Annotated in this window: 21 protein-coding genes, 1 tRNA gene and 1 pseudogene; 11 read left to right on the forward strand and 12 right to left on the reverse strand. The window is 64.2% G+C overall.

Features of this window, described 5'->3' with window-relative positions:
- Positions 1-4 precede the first annotated feature (4 nt).
- The gene (locus AC1DW9_RS31980; RefSeq protein ID WP_441508184.1) at positions 5-670 is read right to left on the reverse strand and encodes a response regulator; all 666 of its coding nucleotides are present in this window, start codon (positions 668-670) and stop codon (positions 5-7) included.
- Positions 671-846: 176 nt separating this feature from the next.
- On the opposite strand from AC1DW9_RS31980, the gene AC1DW9_RS31985 reads away from it, so the two are divergent.
- The 7 genes from AC1DW9_RS31985 to AC1DW9_RS32015 all read left to right on the forward strand — a co-directional run bounded on the left by AC1DW9_RS31985 (position 847) and on the right by AC1DW9_RS32015 (position 5,805).
- On the forward strand, positions 847-1,464 hold the full coding sequence (locus tag AC1DW9_RS31985) for a DsbA family protein (RefSeq protein WP_441508185.1): 618 nt from the start codon (positions 847-849) through the stop codon (positions 1,462-1,464).
- A 50-nt stretch (positions 1,465-1,514) separates the two neighbouring features.
- A complete protein-coding gene (locus AC1DW9_RS31990; protein WP_441508203.1) occupies positions 1,515-2,156 on the forward strand; it encodes a L,D-transpeptidase in 642 nt (213 codons plus the stop codon).
- An 80-nt stretch (positions 2,157-2,236) separates the two neighbouring features.
- Entirely contained in the window at positions 2,237-3,535 is a 1,299-nt protein-coding gene (gene blh / locus AC1DW9_RS31995; RefSeq protein ID WP_441492400.1) for a bifunctional sulfur transferase/dioxygenase Blh, read from the forward strand.
- Positions 3,536-3,567: 32 nt separating this feature from the next.
- A complete protein-coding gene (gene bigR, locus AC1DW9_RS32000; RefSeq protein WP_441492529.1) occupies positions 3,568-3,864 on the forward strand; it encodes a sulfite-sensing transcriptional repressor BigR in 297 nt (98 codons plus the stop codon).
- A complete protein-coding gene (locus tag AC1DW9_RS32005) occupies positions 3,861-4,265 on the forward strand; it encodes a YeeE/YedE family protein (protein WP_476855302.1) in 405 nt (134 codons plus the stop codon). Before bigR ends, AC1DW9_RS32005 begins: the two co-directional genes overlap by 4 nt.
- Positions 4,262-4,705: a DUF6691 family protein gene (locus AC1DW9_RS32010; RefSeq protein WP_476775549.1), complete on the forward strand. Its 444-nt coding sequence runs from the start codon at positions 4,262-4,264 to the stop codon at positions 4,703-4,705. Before AC1DW9_RS32005 ends, AC1DW9_RS32010 begins: the two co-directional genes overlap by 4 nt.
- 305 nt (positions 4,706-5,010) lie before the next feature.
- Entirely contained in the window at positions 5,011-5,805 is a 795-nt protein-coding gene (locus AC1DW9_RS32015) for a DUF899 domain-containing protein (protein ID WP_476775548.1), read from the forward strand.
- Positions 5,806-5,968: 163 nt separating this feature from the next.
- Here AC1DW9_RS32015 and AC1DW9_RS32020 read toward each other — a convergent pair whose 3' ends face one another.
- Together AC1DW9_RS32020 and AC1DW9_RS32025 are read right to left on the reverse strand one after the other, a co-directional pair.
- Positions 5,969-6,988 carry a PAS domain-containing protein gene (locus AC1DW9_RS32020; protein ID WP_441492403.1) on the reverse strand — a complete coding sequence of 340 codons (1,020 nt, stop codon included), beginning with the start codon at positions 6,986-6,988 and terminating at the stop codon, positions 5,969-5,971.
- Between the two features lie 986 nt (positions 6,989-7,974).
- Positions 7,975-8,973, reverse strand: a pseudogene (locus tag AC1DW9_RS32025) (S10 family serine carboxypeptidase-like protein); the annotation flags it as partial.
- 15 nt (positions 8,974-8,988) lie between these two features.
- Here AC1DW9_RS32025 and AC1DW9_RS32030 point away from each other — a divergent pair.
- Both AC1DW9_RS32030 and AC1DW9_RS32035 read left to right on the forward strand, forming a co-directional pair.
- Positions 8,989-9,969 carry a L,D-transpeptidase family protein gene (locus tag AC1DW9_RS32030; protein WP_476775547.1) on the forward strand — a complete coding sequence of 327 codons (981 nt, stop codon included), beginning with the start codon at positions 8,989-8,991 and terminating at the stop codon, positions 9,967-9,969.
- Between the two features lie 65 nt (positions 9,970-10,034).
- A complete protein-coding gene (locus AC1DW9_RS32035; protein ID WP_441492531.1) occupies positions 10,035-10,763 on the forward strand; it encodes an extensin-like domain-containing protein in 729 nt (242 codons plus the stop codon).
- Between the two features lie 86 nt (positions 10,764-10,849).
- On the opposite strand, the gene AC1DW9_RS32040 is transcribed toward AC1DW9_RS32035, so the two are convergent.
- From AC1DW9_RS32040 to AC1DW9_RS32060, 5 genes are all read right to left on the reverse strand, one after another.
- Positions 10,850-12,130: a DUF763 domain-containing protein gene (locus AC1DW9_RS32040; protein WP_476775545.1), complete on the reverse strand. Its 1,281-nt coding sequence runs from the start codon at positions 12,128-12,130 to the stop codon at positions 10,850-10,852.
- Positions 12,131-12,277: 147 nt separating this feature from the next.
- A complete protein-coding gene (locus AC1DW9_RS32045) occupies positions 12,278-13,198 on the reverse strand; it encodes a serine hydrolase (protein WP_441492406.1) in 921 nt (306 codons plus the stop codon).
- Between the two features lie 40 nt (positions 13,199-13,238).
- On the reverse strand, positions 13,239-14,054 hold the full coding sequence (locus AC1DW9_RS32050) for an ABC transporter permease (RefSeq protein WP_441492407.1): 816 nt from the start codon (positions 14,052-14,054) through the stop codon (positions 13,239-13,241).
- A 3-nt stretch (positions 14,055-14,057) separates the two neighbouring features.
- The gene (locus AC1DW9_RS32055) at positions 14,058-14,993 is read right to left on the reverse strand and encodes an ABC transporter permease (RefSeq protein WP_441492408.1); all 936 of its coding nucleotides are present in this window, start codon (positions 14,991-14,993) and stop codon (positions 14,058-14,060) included.
- 46 nt (positions 14,994-15,039) lie between these two features.
- Positions 15,040-16,566 carry an ABC transporter substrate-binding protein gene (locus AC1DW9_RS32060; protein ID WP_476775544.1) on the reverse strand — a complete coding sequence of 509 codons (1,527 nt, stop codon included), beginning with the start codon at positions 16,564-16,566 and terminating at the stop codon, positions 15,040-15,042.
- 118 nt (positions 16,567-16,684) lie between these two features.
- Between AC1DW9_RS32060 and AC1DW9_RS32065 the strand changes: the two genes are divergently transcribed.
- Together AC1DW9_RS32065 and AC1DW9_RS32070 are read left to right on the forward strand one after the other, a co-directional pair.
- Entirely contained in the window at positions 16,685-17,560 is an 876-nt protein-coding gene (locus AC1DW9_RS32065; RefSeq protein ID WP_441492410.1) for a LysR family transcriptional regulator, read from the forward strand.
- Positions 17,557-18,432 (forward strand): LysR family transcriptional regulator, encoded by an 876-nt coding sequence (locus AC1DW9_RS32070; protein ID WP_441508195.1) that lies wholly within the window; start codon positions 17,557-17,559, stop codon positions 18,430-18,432. Before AC1DW9_RS32065 ends, AC1DW9_RS32070 begins: the two co-directional genes overlap by 4 nt.
- A 19-nt stretch (positions 18,433-18,451) precedes the next feature.
- Here the strand turns inward: AC1DW9_RS32070 and AC1DW9_RS32075 are convergent, their stop codons facing one another.
- The 4 genes from AC1DW9_RS32075 to AC1DW9_RS32090 all read right to left on the reverse strand — a co-directional run bounded on the left by AC1DW9_RS32075 (position 18,452) and on the right by AC1DW9_RS32090 (position 22,745).
- Positions 18,452-19,426 (reverse strand): ketopantoate reductase family protein, encoded by a 975-nt coding sequence (locus tag AC1DW9_RS32075; RefSeq protein WP_441492412.1) that lies wholly within the window; start codon positions 19,424-19,426, stop codon positions 18,452-18,454.
- A gap of 71 nt (positions 19,427-19,497) precedes the next feature.
- Positions 19,498-21,498, reverse strand: coding sequence for an AI-2E family transporter (locus AC1DW9_RS32080; protein ID WP_476775543.1), 2,001 nt, complete (start codon positions 21,496-21,498; stop codon positions 19,498-19,500).
- A 216-nt stretch (positions 21,499-21,714) separates the two neighbouring features.
- The gene (locus tag AC1DW9_RS32085) at positions 21,715-22,290 is read right to left on the reverse strand and encodes a transglycosylase SLT domain-containing protein (protein WP_476855303.1); all 576 of its coding nucleotides are present in this window, start codon (positions 22,288-22,290) and stop codon (positions 21,715-21,717) included.
- A 379-nt stretch (positions 22,291-22,669) separates the two neighbouring features.
- A tRNA-Ala gene (locus tag AC1DW9_RS32090) sits at positions 22,670-22,745 on the reverse strand.
- Positions 22,746-22,910: the final 165 nt, after the last annotated feature.

The raw sequence follows: 22,910 nt of genomic DNA on the forward strand, positions 1-22,910 counted from the left end.
GGCCTCATTTCGTCACCTGTCTCATCCGGTAGCCGAGGCCGCGCACGGTCTCGATCGCGTCGCGGCCGATCTTGGCACGCAGATTGTGGATATGGACCTCGACGGCGTTGCTCTCGATATCCTCCTGCCAGCCATAGAGCCGGTCTTCGATTTCGCCCTTCGAGCGGACCGCGCCAGGACGCTCCATGAGTGCCGACAGCACTGCGAATTCGCGCCGGGAGAGCGTGACGGGCGTGCCGGCAACGCTGGCAGCAAGCGTTGCGGGGTCGAGCATGATGGCGCCCGCAGCCATGACGGGCGCGGCTCGACCGGCATTTCGGCGCGCCACGGAGCGCACCCTGGCCGCCAGCTCGTCGAGATCGAAGGGTTTGCCGAGATAGTCGTCAGCGCCGGCATCGAGGCCGCGGATCCGGTCTGCGACCTCGTCGAGCGCGGTCAGGAGGAGTACGGGCGTGCGGTCGGACTTGCCCCGCATCTCCTTCAGCACGTCGAGCCCGGACCCATCCGGCAACATCAGGTCGAGCACCACGGCGTCAAAACAGGAGGTCGCGAGCGCGGCCAGCGCCTCGGCGCAGGTCTCGACGCGGTCCACCGTCGCGCCGGCAAGCCCGAGCCCGACCTTCAGCCCGTCCGACAGAACAGGATCATCCTCCACGACGAGGATACGCATTTCGGTTCTCTCCATTGGCCACGCCCTCCCTCGCTGGCGCGGCTTAAGGCTGGCTTAAGGTGGATTTCCGACCCCGGGGCATCCTTTGCGCAGCGCATGGCCATGCCGTCCGGCGTGCCGTGCGGTGCCAGACCTCATTCGTCCATCCGGACCCGGAAGCCTGAGCGGAACCCAGCATGAATCGCAGAAACCTCATTCGTATTGCGGCCGCGCTGGCCGCTGCGCCCTTCATCTCGCCCATGGCGATGGCCCAAACCATCGATGTCGAAGCCATCCTCAATGATCCGGAAGCGCCGGCTGGCGGGAACCCGAAGGGCGATGTCACGATCGTCGCCTTCCTCGACTACAACTGCCCCTACTGCAAGAAATCCGCCCCCGACCTCGCGCGCGTCGTCAGGGAGGATGGCAAGATCCGCCTTGTCTACAAGGAATGGCCGATCCTGGGCGAATCCTCCGTCCTTGCGTCGCAGATCGCGCTCGGTGCCGGCTATCAGGGGCGCTACGAGGCCGTTCACAAGGCTCTGATGGGGCTTCCCGGCCGGCTGAGCTCGAAGGACACCATCCTGACGGCGGTCAAGGGCGCAGGCGTCGACATGAACCGCCTGCAGGCCGATCTCGATGCGAATGCAGAGAAGATCACGGCACAGCTGCGGCGCAATCTGGCGCAAGCGGATTCGCTGGGCCTGCAGGGCACGCCAACCTATCTGGTCGGACCGTTCCGGACCTCGACGCTCGACTACAAGGGCTTCAAGCAGGTCGTCGCCGATGCACGCGGAAAGCAGGCGGCACGATGAGGTTGCAGACTCGCTCGGCGATGCTGCCATCGCGCCGCAAGGCGGTCAGGATGGTCCTCTCCGCCGTCGGCTTTCCGCTTCTGGCCGGCGCCTGCACGACGACATCGCTGCCGCCGCCGCAGATCGCGAATACCATCCCGACCGTCGACCCGCTGGCGGCTGAGCGCTATGCGGCGCTCGACAATGAACGCTTCTCCGTTCCTGCCGTTTCGCTTGAGGATCTGAAGCCGGCCTATATGCGCCAGCTCGTCGATTACCGGACCCGCGAGCAGCCCGGAACGATCGTCGTCGATCCCGAGGCACGCTTCCTCTATCTCGTGCAGGAGGGCGGCAAGGCGCTGCGCTATGGCGTCGGGGTCGGCAAGGAGGGGCTTGAATTCACCGGGACGGCGCGCGTCGAGCGCAAGGCGCAATGGCCGCGCTGGACGCCGACGCCGGACATGATCCGGCGAGAGCCCGGCCGTTATGCGAAATGGGCCGGCGGCATGGCAGGTGGCGCGAGCAATCCGCTCGGCGCCCGGGCGCTCTATCTGTTCAAGAACGGCAAGGACACGCTCTACCGCATCCACGGCACCAACGAGCCCTGGACGATCGGCGAGGCCGTCTCGTCAGGCTGCATTCGAATGATGAACCAGGACGTGATCGACCTGTATAATCGCGTTGCCGGCGGCTCCAGGGTGGTGGTGCTCTGACCGCGTGACGTGCCTCTTGCGGGTCTTCAATATACATTATATGATATTGTATATTGAAGACCCGCAAGAGGAGCGACGCCATGCCGACCGTCAGGATCAGCGACAGGCTCACCATTGGTGGCCAGCCATCGCTTGCCGAGTTTGCGCAGCTCGCAGGCGAAGGCTTCGCGACGGTCGTCAACAACCGGCCCGATGGCGAGGAGGCCGGGCAGCCCGGCACCGAGGCCGAGGCGTCCGCCGCAGCTGAAGCCGGGATTGCCTATGCGCACATACCCGTCACCGGGCCGACCATCACCGAGGCCAATGTGCGGGCATTCCAGAGAGCGGTCGCCTCGGCATCCGGACCGGTCTTCGCCCATTGCAAATCCGGAACGCGCGCGTTGACCCTGCACGCGCTGGGCGAGGTTATCGACGGGCGCCTCGAGGCGGCGGATGTCCGGGCATTCGGCGAGCGGCTCGGCTTCGATCTCAAGGGCGCGCAGGCCTGGCTCGCTGCCCGAGCGCTGCCGGCCCGGCCCGAGGTCAAGGGGTTCTACGAGCCGCGCAGCGGCAGCATCCAGTATGTCGTCTCGGATCCTGCGACGAAGAGCTGTGCGATCATCGACCCGGTGCTCGACTATGACGAGAAATCCGGGGCGACCAGCACGGCGAGCGCCGATGCGCTCCTGTCGCATGTCGCGGCGCAGGGGCTGACMGTCGCGTGGATTCTCGACACCCATCCGCATGCCGACCATTTCTCAGCCGCGCATTATCTGAAGCAGAGGACCGGGGCGCCGACCGGCATCGGTGCGCATGTGGTCGAGGTGCAGAAGCTTTGGAAGAAGCTCTATAACTGCCCGGCGCTGCTGACCGATGGTTCGCAATGGGACCGGCTGTTTTCTCATGGCGACCATTTCAGGCTTGGCTCGATCGATGCGCATGTCCTGTTTTCGCCCGGCCATACGCTGGCCTCGATCACCTATGTGATCGGCGATGCCGCCTTCATCCATGACACGCTCTTCATGCCGGATTCCGGCAGCGCCCGGGCCGATTTCCCCGGCGGCAGCGCCACAGCGCTCTGGGCCTCGATCCAGGATATTCTGGCGATGCCTGACGAGACCCGGCTCTTCACCGGTCACGACTATCGGCCGGGCGGACGCGAGCCGCGCTGGGAGAGTACGGTCGCAGAGCAGAGGCGAGCGAACCCGCATGTCGCGGGGATGGACGAGGTGGGCTACGTCGCGCTGCGCGAGGCACGCGACAAGACATTGCCGATGCCAAAGCTGATCCTGCATGCGCTGCAGGTGAATATTCGGGGCGGGCGCCTGCCGGAGCCGGAAGACAACGGCCGGCGCTATCTCAAGATCCCGCTCGATGCGCTCGAAGGTGCCGTCTGGTGACCCTGTCGAGCGAGGTGACGAAGCCAGTCGATATGGCGGCCCGCGCGGACGAGGTCGCGGGACTGCTCAAGACGATGGCCCACCCGGCGCGGCTGATGCTTGCCTGCATGCTTGCCGAGGGAGAATACGCCGTCGGCGAACTGGAAAGCCGGCTCGGCATTCACCAGCCGACGCTCTCGCAACAGCTCACGGTGCTGCGGGAGGCGGGAATTGTCGAGACGCGGCGGGAGGGCAAGCAGATCTTCTATCGCCTGACGGCGGACAAGGCGGCGCTGCTGATCCGCGCGCTCTATGACATCTTCTGCGAGCCGGAGGCCCCGCAACCATGAGTTACTGGCCCTCGCTCTTCGGCGGCATGCTGATCGGGCTCTCTGCGGCGCTGCTGCTGCTTCTCAACGGTCGCATCGCCGGCATCAGCGGCATCGTGGGCCGGCTGGCGCAGGGCGCTCAGGTGCCGGCCAACGCCGCTTTCCTGATCGGGCTCCTGGCCGGTCCGGTTCTCTTCGCCATCGCCTTCGGCCGCTGGCCGCAGGTGACGATCGCGGCCTCCTTGCCGATCATCCTGATTGCGGGGCTGCTGGTCGGCTTCGGCACGCGGATGGGCTCGGGCTGCACATCGGGCCACGGCATCCTCGGGTTTGCGCGATTCTCCCGCCGTTCGATTRCCGCGACCGTCACCTTCCTGGTAGCCGGAATCGCTGCGGCCACCCTCATGAGGCTCGTCGGATGACACAGCGCTTGCCACGCCTGTTCGTCGCGCTTGTCGCTGGCGCCATGTTCGGCTTCGGCCTTGCGCTGTCGGGCATGCTCGATCCGGCCCGCGTCATCGGCTTCCTGGATATCGGGAGCGATCATTGGGACCCGAGCCTCGCCTTCGTGCTCGGCGGCGCTCTTGCCGTTGCGCTCGCTGCGATGGCGCTGGTGCGGCGAATGAAGCGTCCCGTCCTCGACGATCATTTCCATATCCCTGTGTCCGGCCAGGTCGACCGGCGGCTCATCCTCGGATCTGCTCTGTTCGGGCTCGGCTGGGGCATGGCCGGCTTCTGCCCGGGTCCGGCGATTGCCGCGCTTTCCATGGGGTTTCTGCCGGTCGTACTGTTCGTTGCGGCCATGCTGGCCGGCATGACGATTCATGACCGCTTCGTCGCCGCCGGGACTGCAGGCGGTTGATTCGATCCGTGTCAGTCCGGATCTGAGCCCTCAACGCAGCTTCGGATTCTTTGGCGCATGGAGTTTGTCCTGCCGCTCAAAGGGGCTGAGTGGCAGGGTCCGATCGCGGCGACTTCCTTGAGTGGCGCAGGCCCCGCGCCTGCGATCAGCGGCTCCGTCCGAATATCGCCACGCTTGTTACTCCCACTGGCCGATCTGCGGTGCCAAACTGCCTGACGATCAATGGCGATCAATGAGCGCCAAATGGAAGCGTGTTGCGTCCTGAAGGTGCGGGAGATCGCCTAAACCAGGAGGTTTCAGAGGCCATGACACAATCAGCCGAGAGCGGACGGAAAGGCGGACAACCGGTCATGCGGACACCAGCGGTCGTACCGTCGCTGGCATGGGAGGAAGCCCGCAAGCAACTGCTCGTGAAGGAAAAAGCCCAGACCCTGGCCCGTGACGCCCTGGCCGCTGAGCGGCGGCGCATGCCGTGGACGGCCGTGACGAGTGCGTATGCGTTCGAGGGGCCTGCGGGCAAAGCCAGCCTGCTCGACCTGTTCGACGGTCGGCGGCAGCTGATCGTCTACCGCGCCTTCTTCGAGCCGGGCGTTTTTGGCTGGCCGGACCATGCCTGCCGGGGCTGCTCCATGGTGGCCGACCAGGTTGCGCATCTCGCCCACCTGAACGCCCGCGACACCACCCTCGTCTTCGTCTCGCGTGCGCCGCAGGCGGATATCGCACGGCTCAAGGAGCGGATGGGCTGGACGATGCCCTGGTTCACCCTCATGGACGGTTTCGATGCCGATTTCGGCGTGGACGAATGGCACGGCACGAACGTGTTCTACCGTGACGGTGGTCGGGTGTTTCGCACCTATTTCATCAATAACCGCGGCGACGAGCAGATGGGGAACACCTGGAACTATCTCGACATCACGCCGCTGGGCCGGCAGGAGGTCTGGGAGGACTCTCCCGCAGGCTATCCGCAGACGCTAACCTATAAGTGGTGGAACTGGCACGACAGCTACGTTGCCGACGCGGCGCCCGACAAAAAATGGGTCGAGGTGTCGGATGCCGGAGAGGCTGCCTTCCGGGACCGAAAGGCAGATCCAACGGCGTGAGCCGTGCCTCACGCCGTTTCCGAGTTCTGCCGGGAGAATTTTACGCCTGCGCTGCCATTGAGCGTTCAGGCGCCTGAAACGGTGTCCTGAACGTTGCAACGCGGTTCTGGCCGACGCGAGCCCTGCGGGTCTGGCCGGTCATGACATGGAGGTCGATGGCGCATCAGCGACGCAGATCGGCGAGGTCCGCCTCGATCACTGCGACCAAACCGGTGGGCAGCCAAAGGTACTGCATCTTGGCGCCAAGCTGAGATTGCGCCGCCCTATCGACGAGAACGCTGCCGAAGCCCGGCTGTCCGGAAGGCGTGACCACGTCGGGGCCGCCGATCTCTTGCCAGGTTATGAAAAGCTGCTCCTGCCGAACCTCGGTGGAAACCGACACGGACCCGCTTTCGCTGGACAGCGCACCATACTTGACCGCATTGGTCGCCAGCTCATGAAAGATCAGCGCCAGCGCGGTCGCTGCACTCGGGCCGACCGCAGCATCCTCTCCTTGAATGGTCACGCGATCTGCGTGGCCCTCGCGATAAGGGTCGAGCAGGCGTGACAGCAGCAGCGTCAATCCTCCGTCGCCGATCTCCTTGTCGACGACGAAGGCATGGGCGCGATGCAGGGCCTGGAACCGGCTCTGCAGTTTCTCGGCGAAGCCCTTGCTCGCCGGCTCGAAGCGGGCCGCCATCCGCACCAGACTGTTCACAACGGTGAAGATGTTGGCGATTCGATGCGAAAGCTCGCGGGCGATCAGCTCACGCTGCTCTTCGGCGCGGCGCCTTGCTGTAATGTCGATATGGGCCCCGACGAGGCGAACCGCGCCGCCATGCTCGTCTCTGGTGATTTCGGCCTTTGCGAGGATCCAGCGCGTCTGGCCGTCACTTGGCCTGATGATGCGATACTCGACTTCGTACTCGGTGGCAGGGCTTTTAACGGTGGCGAGGAAATGGCCCACGACACGCGCGCGGTCATCGGGATGAATCCGGGCAACCCAGGCCTCGTGGCTTTCATGGATCGCGTCCGGCGGTAATCCGTGGACGGCCAAATACTCTGGCGAGCGGACATTCTTGAATTCACCGTGGCGCAGGTCGACCTCCAGGCCGCCGATCTGCCCGATGCGTTGGATGCGTGCGAGCTCGGCTTCGCGGGCGCGAAGTTTGCTCTCGGCCGATTCACCTAGGTTGTTCAACATCTTGTCCCGGCTCAATCGGCGCAGGATCCTATATGTCGCCGTGCTTGACCACCCGCAATGTCATTGGACATGGCGTGGCAGCTTTCGCTGTGATCAGTTGGGAAAGCGGGGCTTCAGCGCGAGGGCCCGGCTCCTCCTCACAATCCCTGGCGGGCCTCGATCATGGTGCGAGCCGCCTCGCGCAAATTCGCGCGCGAGGCGTCACGCGAATAGAACATGTGCCCGCCGGGAAGGACCTGCAGCTTGACGCGGGCAGGATCGCCCAAGGCAGGCAGTTGATCGAGAAGCAGCTTGGTCTCGAAATAGGGCGTGACGAGATCGGTGAACCCGTGTGCGACGATGACCTCGAGGCGGGGATCGAGCGCGAGCACATTGCGGAGCTCGCGGATGGATTCGCGGTCGCCGCGACCCTGGCCATAACTCCAGCGGCGGTTGACCTCTTCGTTCAAAAGAAAGTAGCGCCCTTCGGGCCGCCAATTCAGATCGCTCGCATAATGACTGAGCATTGCGCTCGTCAGGGGGGCCGTGATCGCGCCCAGCACGGCGTCCGGCGCCCGGCCGCGCGCGGCTTCGGGATCGGGGTCGAGGGCCGCGACGTTTCCATCATAAGGACTGCCGACAAGCCCCTTGTTGCGGTCCAGCTCGCGCAGAAAGGTGGTTGCATCGACCTTGCCGCCCATGCGCTCCACGAGAGCCCGGTCGAGCCCTGTCAGCGCTGAGACCCTGTCGGCCAGTCGTTTGGTCGCGTCGCTGTCGCGTGGCCCCTTCAGGAGATCGGCGAGATAGTCGCCGGCAGCATAGTTTTCGGCCTCTGCGAGCGTCTGGTGGGAGAGTTTGCCTTCGCGCTCCAGCTTCACCGCGGCCATCGCCGGGAGCGACACCACCCAGCGAAGCGGCGAGCTGCCGGCGTCGCGCTGGTAGGTGAAGTCGAGTACCGGGGAGAGCATCACGATGCCGGAGACGCCGACACCGTCGCCGGTCTGCAACTCGCTGGCGATCTTGGGGGCGCGGAACCCGCCATAGCTCTCGCCGACGAGGAATTTCGGCGAAGCGAGGCGGTCGTTCAGCCGCAGCCAGTTGGTGACGAAGCGTGAGAGCGACTTGTAGTCTCCCTCGACCGACCAGAGCAGCCCGCGTGCCTCATCGGTGCCGGCGGCGAAACGGCTGAATCCCGTGCCCACCGGGTCGATGAAGACGAGATCGGTGAAGTCGAGCCAGGCATCGGCATTGTCGACGACGAGGGGCGGCATGGACGGGGCGTCGCCCTGCCGGCCGAAAGGCAGCCGCTTCGGCCCCATCAGGCCGAGATTGAGATAGGCAGAGGCGGCACCAGGTCCGCCGTTGAAGGCAAATGTGACCGGGCGCGACGAGGCGGGGACGCCCTGACCACGGTCGAGCACATAGGCGATATAGGCGATTTCGGCGAGCTTGCGGCCGGACTGATCACTGACCGGCAGCGCGCCGGCCGTGGCCGTATAGCGCAGCGTACGGCCGGGCAGGGTCAATTCGTGACGCGTGACGGAAGGCGGCGGCAGGGCTACGCCCTGGCCGGTGACAGGGCGAGACTCCTGCCGATTTGCCTGCGCATCTGCTGGGCCCTGATCCCGCCGCGCCGGCGCAGTCTCCTGCGCTCGCGCCTGGTCCAGGAAAGCCAGAGGCGCTGAAATGGACAGCCCGGCAACGGCAAGTGCGAAAAGCGCGCGAAATCTCATGGCATGCCCCGATGACGATCCCCAAGAACTTAAGCTGATCCAATGCGGAACATGCCAAACATCTCGTATCACGAAGCCGTTAGGTTCCCTGGGCGAGGTCGCTTCGGTAGCGCATCTGCGTGATGGTTGTCGGAGGTCTAATGGCTGTTGGATTGCCGACCATGCCGGCGTCCCAAGGGCGACTTGGCCACGCTGACTGGCTGAGCCGAACTGGTGCCCTGTCAAGATCTCGGGAACATGTTGGCGCTTCCGCCGTATAGGGTTTGACCTCATCGGAACCCCCGATCGATGAAGCTCACCGATCTGCACGTAATGGTCCTTATGGTGCTCGTACTCGGTGCGGCCCCTGTGTCGGCCTTGACGCCCGATCAGATCAACACGGCGACATTCGCGCGACCGATCCGTCAGGCGGCGAACGGGCCCGATCCCTTCATCGTGAAGGCCCAGGCCCTGCTCAGCCGGCGCAGCATCTCGCCCGGCGTGATCGATGGCGTCGATGGCGAGAACTTTCGCAAGGCGGTCGCGCAGTTCCGGCGCCAGGAGAACCTAGGCGAAAGCGACGAGCTGGACGAGGTCGCGTGGCTCGGTCTCGGCGGCGATACCGATCAGGATGTCGTGGTCGAATACAAGCTGTCCGAAAAGGACACGGAATACAAATTCGCCGACGCCATTCCCTGCGACTACGCCAAGCAGGCCAGGATGAAGCGGCTCTCCTACACGAGCCCGCAGGAGATGCTCAGCGAGCGCTTTCACATGAGCGAAGGGCTATTGATGGCGCTTAATCCCGAGCAGCGCTTCACCAGCGCTGGCCGCGGAATTTACGTCATCTCTTCCGAACGCTCTCTCCAGAAGGGCGCTGCCGCACGGGTCGATGTCGTTAAGAGTACGGGCATGGTCGTCGCTTATGGCGATGGGGACACCATCCTTTCCAGCTATCCGGCAACAATCGGAAGCACTGACACGCCCTCTTTGAGCGGGCAGTACAAGGTCACGCGCATCGCGAGGAACCCGAGATACACCTACAATCCCGAGAAAAACTTCCGGCAGGGCAAGAACGATGAAACCCTCGTCCTTCCGCCCGGACCCAATGGACCGGTTGGAACCGTCTGGATCGCTTTGTCGGAACCGACATACGGCATACACGGCACGCCGGAACCCTCGCGGGTCAGCAAGACGACGTCGCATGGATGCGTGAGATTGACGAACTGGGATGCGGAGGAGCTGGCCGACCTCGTGCGCCCGGGTGTGCCGGTGCGATTCCTGGATTGAGGGCGGTGTCAGGTCGCCAGAGACGGCGAGTTCTCGCAGGGATCGCGCTAGCCATTTCTCTGTTCATGTTCGGCTTCGGGGCGCTGGCGCGCGACAGCCAGGCAAAAGTGCAAGGCGTTTCGCAATCGGATCCAGCACGCGTGCTCGCGCCGCTGCCTCCGCCGCGGCCGAGCAGATTGGCCCCGCAGGCTGACTCCACTGCAAACGGGAATTCGTTGGAACAGCGTGTTCCGGCAGTTCCATCGACCTGTATCAGGGCCTTCGAGGAGAGCGGGGGTTTCGTATTGCCCTCGCAGAACGGCGCAAGCACGGGGGAATGTGCGATCGAGGATCCGGTGACGTTCCAGCGCTTGACCATGCCCGACGGTTCCAGGATCGAGTTGGACAGCGCGATCACCGTGCGGTGCTCTCTTGCGCTCGAGGTTCTCGCCTGGATCCGCGACGATCTCGCTGCGCTGGCGAGGCAGGAGAACGCCCGGCTTGCGAAGCTGACAGGGGTCGGCGGATATGCCTGCCGGTCACGAAACGCCGATACAGGTGCGCCGATCAGTGAGCATGCGAGCGGCAACGCTCTCGATGTCGGCGGGTTGCTGATGCAGGATGGCCGCGCCGTGGCATTCGCGGGTCAGGAGCCTCTGTCCCGCTCAATGCGCGACGCGGTGCAGAAGAGCGTCTGCCAACGGTTCGCCACCGTGCTCGGCCCGGGAGCCGACAGTTCCCACAAGGACCATCTTCATCTCGACATGCGCCAGCGCTCGCGAGGGTTTCGCATTTGCCAGTGGACGGTCGAATGAAGAGCAGTCCTGTTCTCCCCCCAGTCAGCATGCCAGACGCCGTCGGCGGAATGCCGATGGCGACGCGCTGGCGCCATGGCTGACGGTCAAGCCGGGTTCGCCTTCGCAGGCGGCGCGGGTGCCGCTTCACCGTCCGACCGCTCCCAGCCGAAGACGCTCCGGCCACCATACTCGGCGGAGCGCAGTCTCTCCTCCGTGACATACTCATCCAACGTCGGACCGGAGGCGACGCGCTCCAGGCGCCGGCTTTCCCGGTCCAGACGTGCGATGGCAGCGAGCCTGTCGTCCTGACCGAGTTTCGCCCGATCGATGGCGGATTTCAGCACCGCGATCGTCTGGTCGTAGACCTTGGTGGGCACGGCGAACGGCTGTCTGTCCTTGCCGCCATGGGCGAGAGAGAAGCGCGCAGGATCGGCGAACCGGCACGGCGCGCCATGGATCACTTCCGCGACCATCGCAAGCGAACGGACCGTGCGGGCGCCGACGCCGGGCACGAGCAGCAATTCCGAGAAATCGGCGGGGGCGCTGTCGGCGGCTGCGGCGAGCGCACCATGGAGCCGTCGCGCAATGACGTCCTTGGGCCTGACCTCGTGATGTGCCGGCATGACGAGATGAGGTAGGGAAAGCTGCGCCGGCGACAGGACCGGCGGCGCCCGGTCGCGCTCCAGCGCCGCAAATTCCCTCACGATCCCCGACGGTCCGATGTCGCGCAGCAGATCGATCTGGCCGTTGCGGGAGAGGGCGGCGCGCCTGTCGGTCAGATTGATGATGCTGCCCTGGTTCTTGCCATCGATGGCGGCATGTGGCGCCTCGACGAAACTGCCCAGCCCTTCAGACTGCCAGTGATAGCGCCGGGCGAGGCCGCCATCGCCATTCATGCCCTGCTGCACCACGACCCAATGGCCGTCATTCCCGACGAAGAAGCCATGGAGGTAAAGGTCGAAGCCGTCCTGCACGGCGGCACTGTCGACCTTGGCGACCAGCCGGCTCGCGGTGGCGAGCGCCTGTCCGTCGAACCCGACCCTCGCTCCAATCTGTTCGAGCTCGGCCGGTGTCTCGCGCGAATGGCGGCCCCGCCCGCCACAGACATGCAGGCCCAGCTCGCCCGACAGCGGAGCCAGCCCACGCTTGAGCGCGCCTATCACGCTGGTGGTGATACCCGACGAGTGCCAGTCCATTCCCATCACCGCCCCGAAGGACTGGAACCAGAATGGATGCGCCAACCGCCGCAGCAACTCGTCGCGGCCATAATGATGGATGATCGCCGCGCAGATGACCGCGCCGAGCTGCGTCATGCGCCGACCGAGCCAGGCGGGCACGCGGCCATGGTGGAGCGGAAGGTCGGCGCTGCCGGATCGCCGGGTCATGGCGAAGTCTCGCGAACGAAAGAGGAACGCCTGATATAGCCCGGCCTGTCCCCGCTTTCTACAGAAATTGATCCTCGTCGAGGCGGCTGGTCCTGTCGCTCCGTTGCGCCCGACCGCCGGTCGTCGCCGTGCACATCAAGATTCCGTTCAAATCCCGGCTATCTCGGCTGCAACCAACTTACCAATCCCCGGCAGGAAGCCGTCATCCTCTCCGATCGCTTCGCCCTGGGTGAAGACGGTCAGGATGAAGTCCTCGCCGCCAGGCAGGATGGCGCGCATCGCGTCGTGACGGCGAAATTCGGCGCGTACATCGCCCAGCCAGCGGGTCCGTCCGGCCTTGGACCAGATCCGCGAACCGTCCGGCAGGCCGCCGCCGAGATATCCGAGCAGTTGATAGGCGCCGCGGGCCCGGTCGGGACTTTCCTGGTCGCGAATGAGGTGGTCGCGCACCCGCTTCAGGCGAGCTTCCGGCAACAGCGAGGAGCCATAAAAGATCTCTGACATCAGACGCGCCATTGCGATCGGCGTCAGGCGGTTGTGGCCGATGGGAGAGAGATCGAGCCCGATTTTCTCGCGGCCGTAGCGCAAATCATCCATCAGCTTCTGGTCGAGATTGATGCCGACCAACTCGGACCAGCCCAAGCCGGCGAAGAAGCGGTTGATCTCCCGGCGGCGCTCGCACCAGTCGGCCAGGGCCTCCCCCTGCAGCAATGTGTCGCCGGTCGTGCCGGTGAGCAGGTCGATGATGTAGTTCGTTGCCGAATTGGACGACCAGAGGATCATGTCGCGCATCGCGCGGTCGAGTTCCTCATGCTCGGTCAACCGTCCCTCCGTGAGGGCCGCCTGCGCCGCGACGAGGTGAAAGACCTTGACCAAAGAGCATGGGTAGCTCCGCCAGTCGGCATGGCGGGCAGCTCCAACCGGTTTCTCACCAGCAGGCTGAGGGCGCAGCAGGACATAGGCGAACTGGTCCAGCGGGACACCACGTCCGGAATAGATCGAAGACGCATGGGCCTCGATGGCGCGGCCGATCCGCTGCAGTTCTGTATCGTCGCGAAAGAAGCTCATGATGTCCTCATGGCGCAGGCATCGGCCGCGCAGGAAAAGGTCAGCCCTTCGGGCGCAAGGCGGTGTCGAGCCCCTCGCCGATCAGGGCGAAGGTCACACCGGTATAGATGATGGCGAGACCCGGGCAGGTCGCGATCCACCAGGCGTCGAACAGGAACTCGCGGCCGTCCGAGATCATCAGCCCCCATTCCGGTGTCGGCGGCTGGATGCCGAGGCCGAGGAAGCTGAGCGAGGTCACGGCCAGGATCGTCAGGACGACATCCGCCATTGCATAGACGATTGCCGGGGTCACGGCGTTGGGCAGGACATGCCTGGCAACGATGTGCCGGTCGGTACCGCCGAAACTGCGTGCTGCCTGCACGAATTCGAGTTCGCGCAGCACCAGCACCTCGCCACGGACAATGCGGGCAAACGAGATCCAGTTCACCAGCAGGAAGGCGAGATAGAGGTTGAATTCCCCGGGACCCAGCACGCCGACGATGGCGATCACCAGGACATGGAAGGGGAAGGCCCAGAAGATGTCGGTGATACGCATGATCACGGTATCGACGCGGCCACCGACATAGCCGGAGAGCGCACCGATCGCCGCGCCCAACATGGCCGGCGCCGCGACACAGATCAGTGCCACCCTCAGATCGACGAGACCGCCCGCCATGACCCGCGAGGCGACATCGCGCCCGAGATCGTCCGTGCCGAACCAGTGGCCGAGTGAGGGCGGCTGCAACGTATTGCCGTAGTCGATGAGGAAGGGATCATGCGGTGTCCAGACTTGCCCCAGCCCGACGAACAGGCTCAGCAGGGCGAGCATCACGAGGCCGATTAGCAGCGTCGGATTGAGGCGGCGCAGTCGCGTCATGGTTCAATCCAGCCTGATGCGCGGGTCGGCCAGCGCGTAGGCGATATCCGTCGCCAGGTTGATCAGGACCACGAGCACGGCAAAGACGATGGTCAGCCCCTGGATCATCGGGTAGTCGCGGGCGAATATCGATTCAACGAAGAGCGAGCCGAGCCCGGGCAGGGCGAAGACCGTTTCGATCACGACCGTGCCACCGATGATCCAGCTCGTATGTGCGCCGAGCACCGAGATCGAGCTGATCAGGGCATTCGGCAGGACGTGCACGCGCATCGTGCGGTTGGTGCCATTACCCTTGGCCCGGGCCGTCGTGACATAATCCGAGCCGAGCACGTTCAGGATGCCGCTGCGCAGGCTGCGGATCGTCAGCGATGCCGTCGCGAGGGCAATCACCAGGGCGGGAAGCGTCAGATGATGCAGCCGCGAAAGAAAGCCGTCCCCGTACCCGGAGGTGGGGAACAGTGGCACCCAGATCGCCAGCATTACGACAAGGACCAGCCCCAGCCAGAATGAGGGGATGGCGAGCAGGATGGTGAAGACGAGTTTGATCAGGACATCCACCGGCTTGTCCCGCTCGACCGCCGAGAGCAGGGCAAGAGGAACGGTGAGGATGACGGCAATGATGGTTGAATAGGCGACGAGCCACAGCGTCGCCGGCAGGCGCTCGAGCACGAGTTCCGAGACCGCGCGGCCGTGCACCACCGAACGGCCGAGGGTCCCTGAACCGATATCGCCGAGGAACAGCCAATATTGCCGCCAGAGCGGCAGATCGAGCCCGAGGCGCTGTTTCAGCAGCGCAACCTCCTCAGGGCCGCCGCGCGCCCCGAGCAAGAGCGTTGCCGGATCCCCCGGCAGCGCGCGCAGCAGGAAGAAGCAGGCCAGCGTGATGCCAAGCAGCACCGGCACCAGCTGGAACAGCCGTTTGAAGATGTAACCGACCATGATGAGCTTCTGAAAGAAGAGGCGGCCCTGCGGGGCCGCCGGCGCTTCACTTCAGCTTGACGTCCTCCAGGCGGAAATTGGAGGTCGGAAGCACTTCGAAGCCTTCGACATTGCTGCGATAGGCGTAGGACGTGCCGGGATAGAACAGGAAGACCGACGGCGCGCCCTCATGCGCGAGCTTGATCATCTCCTTGAACATCCCACCGCGCTCCGGACCATCGGCCGTGACGCGCTCCTTTTCGTAGAGCTCGTTGACCCGCTCGCTCTTCCATTCCGTGTGGTAGGCATTGGCGCGCTCGGGATTGACGATCAGGAAGCCGGCGAGCTGATCGGGATCGATCGTGTCGCTAGATGCGTAGGAAACCGCCATCTCGTAGTCGCCCGCCTTGGTTGTCGACCAATGCGTGCCGCCTTCGACCAGCTTGATCTCGGCCGTCACCCCGACCTGCGCCAGAGCGCTTTGCATCGCCTGTCCGAGCTGGCGGTGCAGCGGACGTCCCGAGTGGATCAACAGCGAGGTCTTGAAGCCGTCCGCATAGCCGGCTTCCTTCAGCAGGGCTTTCGCCTTGGCGACATCGTGGGAATAGGGCTTCAGCGTCGAATCGGCATAGGCCATGGGCGGCATCGGCGAGTTCGCGACCTTGCCGGTTCCATAGAGCAGCGCCTTGACCAGGCCTTCCTTGTCGACGGCATAGTTCAGCGCTTGACGGACACGGACATCGTCGAAGGGCTTCTTCTTCGTGTTCATCATCACGAAGTCGCTGCGCAGGACATCGGCAACAGCAGTCTTGATCGCGCCCGAACGGCTGAGGCTCTGCAACTGGTTGAGCGGGATTTCCAAGGCGACGTCGATCTCACCAGCCTGCAGTTTCAGGACGCGGCTGTTGCCTTCGGGAATGACAAGGAGCTCGGCGCCGTCGAGGTCGGGCTTGCCGGCCTGCCAGTAGGATGCGTTCTTCTTCAGCGAAAGACCCTGGCCCTTATTCCATGCTGCAACCGTAAAGGGGCCCGAGCCGATCGGCTTTTCGAAGAAGCGGTCGGGCGCCGCCTCGAAAGCCCTTTGCGGCAGGATGGCGGAAGAGAACAAGGCCAGGTTGTTCAGAAGCGGCGTGAAGGTCTTCTTGAGCGTGAGGATCACCGTGCGCTGATCCGGCGTCTCGATCGTCTCGATGCCCGAAAAGAAGCGCTTCCAGTTGCTCGCATCGCTGCCGGCCCGCTTCAGTGAGAACGCCACATCTGCGGACGTGACCGGGGTACCGTCGGAGAATTTCGCTTCGCGCAGCTTGAATGTGTAGGTCGTGCCGTCGGCACTGACCTGCCAGCTCTCGGCAAGGCCAGGCTCGAGCTTGGTGGCATCCTTGCTCGGGCGGAGCAGTGTGTCGAAAATCAGCAGTTGCGCGAAGATCGAAGCGTTGTCGCTGGTGGCGATCGGATCGAGCGAGACGAGATCCTGCGTCTGCGCCAGTCTCAACACACCCTTGGCAAGGGCGGGGGAAGCAAGGCCGCCCATCACAGGCGTCATCACGGCGAGCGCAAGCGCGGCAGCCGAAACCATCGAACGAAATCTGGTCATCGCGATCCCCTGTGGTGCCGGTTCTATGCCGACAACGGCCGGCATCCTTTCATGGGCCTCCTAGTCTTGCTAATGAAAGATTTGGCAAGATCTTCAACCAGTTGGAATAGGGTGCGTCATGAAGCTCTCCTCACTGCAGGTCCTCGACGCCTTCGTCCGGCTCGGCGGGACCGGTGAGGCGGCGCAAGGGCTAGAGATGAGCCAGTCCGCCGTGATCAAGGCGTTGAGGCTTGCCGAGTTCGAACTCGGCTTGAACCTCGTCACGACCTTGCAGGGCCGCTTGATGCCGACGCCTGAGGCGCAGGCCCTGACCCAGCGGGCGCAGCCGGCTTTCGCGGCGCTCAGGCGGGCTCGCCATGAGGCCGACATGATGCGGGTCGGCATGGTCGACCGCCTCCGGATCGTGACGGTGCCGGGACTGGCCCACAGCATCCTGCCGCCCGCGATCACGGCAGCCCGACGCGCCATCGGCGATGCGGCACCTGTCGAGATCATGTTCGATCATGTCGCCGCCCATCTGGCGGCGGGAGATGCCGATCTCGCAATCACCTACGGGCCCCTGCCGAACGAAGGGCTGCGGAATATCACGCTGCAGGAAAGTCCGCTTGTCTGCGTGTTTTTTCAGACAGATCCATTGGCTGCGCGAGACGAAATCGGCCTCGAGGACCTCGCGGGGCGTCGACTGATCAGCTATGGGCCGGATGGTTTCAGCAGCGCCGACAGTTTCCAGCAGGCTCTGACCAAAGCGGGCCTTGCACCGCGGATCTCGATCACCGTCCGTCATACCGACTCGGCTTGCCATCTCGTGCGCGAGGGCTGCGGCGTCGCCATCGTTGATGGTTTCGTGATCAGCAGCGGATTGACCGAGGGGCTGGCCGTGCGGCCGCTGCGCGCGAGCCCGGCCGTCATCGCCTATGCGCATCATCGGGAAGGCTCCCACCTGCAGCACTCCGGGCAGGTCCTGCTCGCCTGCTTGATGGAGCGCGCCCCATGAGCGAACTCACGCCGACCCAGGCCGGCATCCTGCTTGCGGTGCATCGCTTGGGCACGACGATTGAGGCCGCACGTGCGTTCAACCTGACGCAATCGGCCATCAGCAAGATCGTGGCGAGGAGTGAAGCAAGCCTTGGAGTGCCGGTCTTCGAGCGGCGCGACGGCAGGTTGGTATTGCGCTCCGAAGCGCGGGAACTGATGGCGAGCCTCGACGCGGTCGAGAGCGAATGGTGCAATCTGCGAGAAACCGTCGCGGATTTGCGTGCCGGGCGCGCCTTGCCACTGCGCATCGCCGCGACGCCCAGCATCGGACAGGGACTGGTTGCGGGGGCCCTGCGCAAGCTGCTGGCGACGCATCCCGACGCACGTGCTGAGCTCATCATGGGCAATCCGGTCGCGGAGCTTTCGAACGGGACGGCCGATATCGGCTTCATGTTCTCGCCGCGCGTGAGCGACGACATTGCTTTGACGCCGCTAGCCGAAGGCTCGATCGTTGCCCTGGTCCGGAAGGATGATCCTCTGGCTGCGCAGGGCAGCGTCGATCTTGCCGAACTCGCGGGGCGCCGGTTGCTCTGCTTCGATCGGGAATCGTCGCCGCTCGGCTGGCTGATCGCCAAGGCGCACGAAGAGGCCGGGCTCGTCTACGCCCCTTTCATGACGGCGCCCTACAGCATCACCGTCGCGCATTTGCTGGCCCGGGATGGCGATGTCTCACTCGTCGACAGCATGCTGTTCGAGGCGCAACGTTTCGATGGCCTCGCCCAACTGCAGATCACGCCGCGCATCCCGATCACGATATGCATGATGACCGCCCGCAGCCGCCCGCTGTCTCACCTGGCAGCGCGCATGGTCGAGATCATCACAGGCGGATAATGTTCTGACCTCGCCCCGATCATTGTCCCCATCGCTGCTGCCAGGCATTGGCCGCCAGGGCGCCAACGCACTCGATCAGCGGCGTTGGCACGCCCGTCCTGCGACCGAGTTCCGCAACAGCGCTGACAATGGCGCCAAGCTCCAGCGGGCGCCCCGCCTCCATGTCCTGCAGCATCGAGGTTTTCACACCGATCAATGTCGGAGGGAGTTCGAGGCGTGCCTCAAGCTCTGGCAGATTCTCGACCCCGAGCGCGGCGGCAACCGCGACACACTCCGCCATGATCGACTTTGCGACGGCCCTGACCGCAGGATCTCCCACGATCTTGTCGACCGTCGCCCCGGTCACGGCCGAAAGCGGATTATAGGCTGCATTGCCGAGCAGCTTTTGCCAGACCTCAGTCCGGATATCTGCGCTCTGCTCGCTATCGACCCCGCCCGCTCTCAACAACGCGACGACGTCTGCCAGCCGGCTGTCATGCGGCTTCAATGGCTCGCCGACAACAAGACGCTTTCTGCCGTTCCAGGCGATGACGTTCGGCGCGGGCCGGTTTGCACCGATATAGACGACGCAGCCGAGAACCTGACCGGCTGGAATGGAGGCCTCGATCGCACCGCTCGCATCGACCGATGCCAGCCTCCGGTCGCCGAACTGCGTTCCCAGACCTTGCAGATACCACCAGGGAATGCCGTTCAGCATCGGCAGAACGATCGTCGATGGCCCGATCAGGGGCCGGATCGAATCGAGACCGCTCGCCCAGTCATGAGCCTTGAACCCGACCAGAACGAGATCCTGGACCCCTGCGGAGGCTGCATCGGCGGCGACCTGCACCGCCACGGTTTCGGTCCCTGAGGGAGACTGGAGCGTCAGGCCCTCCGTTGCGAGCAGAGCAGCGGTCTCAGCGCGCGCAATGATAACGGGCCGCTGACCCGCCTGGGTCATATGCCAGGCAACAACCCCGCCGATCGCTCCTGCTCCAACGATTGCAACGCGCATGGTTCCGCTCACTGATGGACGATCGCCACGACTATAGGGGAGAGTGCTCGGTGCGATAGCGTAGGCCTGTCTTAGCTCGAATGTCCGGCGGACATGGTCGCCAAGTTTCCTGACATTCCGATGTCGGGCACACTCAACTCTTTGGCGATGGAGGTGTCTGTGTTGCGCATCGCGTGCGTCAGGCAGGCATTGCTCATGCCGCGCAGGCTCGTTTCGACCTCGTCGGCGAGGACCGCCGTCTTGAGTTGGGCCGCCGAGCCCGCTGCTGGCGACAAACTGCCAAGGATGATGATCGCGGATGGTAGCCTGCGGCGCAGGCGCTTGATGGCGTATTTCATATGAGCGGAGCTCGTGCCGTCGAGATAGCACAGGCAGATCAGGGCGGGTTGATCCGCTGCCAGCGCGGCGAGGTTATTCGTCGAGAGCGTGTCTGTAGGCAGTACGCGGGCCGGGAGCCCATGCTTGCTGAGGATCTGCGCCAGCATTAGGGCAGCAGCCTCATCGAGCTCCGATTGGGCGGCGACGCAAACCACCCGGTCTTCACCGCGGAAGGCCTCCCCCAGGTTTTCCGATGCCAGAATCGGCAGGTCGGCTGAACTTTCGGCCTCGTCGGTTTCTGCGATTGCTGCTTCTGCCTCGGGGTCGCTGGTCGTTTCTCCGACTGTTGGATTGCGGTCATCATGGTCGGCGAGGTCATCGACGACTTCCCGCACCGTTTCCAGGATCCGTGCCTGTCGTGTCGCATCAAGGACGCCGCGCGCCGCGTCGCTGGCTGCCAGCCGCAGACCTTCCAGGGCGACTTCGTCATAGTAGACGGAGAGGGAGCGCTCCTTGAGAACCTCTTCGGCCTTGTCTGCTGCCTCAGCGGGATCCCCGGCGAGCACACGCTGATAGAAGATCTCGGGAGCGGACAGTGCTGGCCGATCTCCCAAGAGGACATCGAGAAACTCCAGCCGTTCGACATGACGGCCCAGAACCACGAGGCAAACTGTCAGCGGAGTCGCAAGGACCAGCCCGATCGGCCCCCACAACCACGTCCAGAACGTGGCAGCAACGACGATCGCGACAGGCGAAAGCCCCGTCGAGCGGCCATAGACCAGCGGTTCGACAACATGACCGGCGAGCGGCTCGGCAACCAGAAACAGCGCGGCGGTCCAGGCCAGCATGGTCCAGCCGGGATCGACGGATGCAGCGATCACCATTGGGAAAATCGCGGAGAGGATGGCGCCGAGATAGGGAATGAAGCGAAGGATCGCCGAGAGAATGCCCCAGAGCAGGGCGCTCGGGACGCCGATCATCCAGAGCCCGGTGCCGATGACGAGACCGAAGCCGGCATTGAGGACAAGCTGGGTCAGGAACAGCCGGCTGAGGCGGCGAGCGGCGTCGTCGAATGCGGCTGTGGTCTTCTGAAGATCATAGGTTCCTGTCAGCCGGATGAACCTGTTCCTCAGATCCTCACGCTGCAGAAGGATAAAAACGACGAAGATCAGGACGATACCCGTCGTCGTGAGCGGATGGATGAGGGGAGTGAGAAAGGCTCGCAGTGTCTCCAGCGCACCTGGCTCTGGCTGGTGAACCTCGACCGGGATCGGCCGCGCGTCCGGGGGGCGGACCGTCGGGTCCAACGGCGAAGCGTCCTTCTTTGGCCTATCGAGCTCCTTGCCCAGATCCTGCAGTACGTCCGCCGCGCGCGAGAGGACACCGCTGCCTGGGCCGGCCCCCCGCAGCGAAGCGATCTTCTCCCGCATCGTGCTCTGATAGACCGGGAGCTCTCCGGCGAGCTGGGTTGCCTGGTTGACCATTGCCACGGTCAAGGCGCCGAGCGCCGCGAAGGCGATGAGAACGACAGTGATGACGGCGAGCGAACGGGGAACCCGAAGTTTCTGGAGCCCTTTGACGAGTGGCGCGAGAACAAAACTGAACAGGATTGCGAGAGCAATCGGAACGAAGACATCGCGCCCGAGATAGAGCGCCGTCACGATCAAAGCGCCAATGGCAACATTGCCAAGGCCACCATCGATCGCCCGAGCGGGCGCCGCCCGAGAGGGGGCGAGAGGCGCGATCGGACGCATGAATTGGTTTTCCTCGGCCACGTTTCATCCACTCAGCAGTAGAAGGTGCGCGCTGTTGGTCACTGGTGGCTGAACGGGAGATCGACCCCGATGTTCCAATAGGTCTACCGATGCACCTGCCTCTCAGTGTCCGAGAACGATCTCAGACGTGCGCAGGCCCGTCCGGGCGCGAGAACGGCGGGTGACGGACGTCCTCAGTCGCATGGCCTAGCTTCGCTAACGAGCATCGGGAACTCTGTCCGTCGCGTGGCGGGATTTGGCTAGCCGCGTACGGTCCTTGCCGAGACCGGTTGCTTCGAGAAGCCCCTTCCGCTTGGCATCGTAATAGTACCCGTTGCGATAGTAGCGGTCGGCGCGGGTCTGGTCGCGATCGGCAACGAGCCAGGCTCCCCGGAGATATTTGAGCCCATAGGTGAGATTGAGTTCGGGATCGAGCAACCCGGCCGCCGGGCCGGCATAACCCATGGTTCGCGCCGTCGCGTGTTTGATCTGCATCAGGCCGAAATGGCCATTCTTCTGGGCGGTGGGGCGATAGTTGCTTTCGCGCTTGACGATTCGACGGACCCAATCCGCAGGGAGTTCGTAATGCGCGGAATGTCGTTCGATAAGTCGGTCGATTCCCGCGCGGTCCGAGCCCGGTTGCGAGTCAACGGGCTGTTCGCTGGAGTAAGCGAGCGGTTTCGCTGCCTCCGCGGAAGCGTCGTCCGTGGTGGTGCATCCCGCAATCCCGGCAGACAGCAGGATGATACCGGCTGCAACAAGACACCTTTGCCAAGACAATCTGGCCTCCATCAGCTGATGAACCTGCTCGCGGGGACGCCAACAACTCCTGATCCTAGGCTCAACTACCCCAGGCTCCAAAATACGCGGACTTGCGGCATCGCTGCGGCGGACGATCCGGACAGGTGACGGGCGGCGTCTCGCTCAACGACGCTCGATATTGGCTTCCGGGAGTTGGTGGGCGGGACCGGCTGGAGTATTCGGGGTGCGTTATCCGCCAGTGTCATCCCGCCAGCGGGGTAGCTCCATGACGCAATCCGCCCGCCAACCCATCGCGAGGAAAGGACAGCAAAAAAGCTCGGTGGTGAACTGCTGCGTCGCTGGGTATGCGCGGTGACGCGCGAATGCGCCAAGTCTTTGGTTTTCTAGCCAAATTCCACCAGGAAAAGCCTGGTGGAGCTGAGGGGATTCGAACCCCTGACCTCTGCAGTGCGATTGCAGCGCTCTCCCATCTGAGCTACAGCCCCAAGGCGCTGGCCTTCTAGGCCTTGCGTCGCGTGAATGTCAATCGCCTGCGCCGGGAGTTTTTCGGCGATGGCGAAATCTTTCCGCGTCACCAGCCTGAAGACGACAAGAGGAATGTCGATGCGTGCCGTTCTCGACGTGGTGATGCTCGCGCTGAACATCTACAC

Source organism: Allobosea sp. P4_E12 (genome assembly GCF_056401655.1).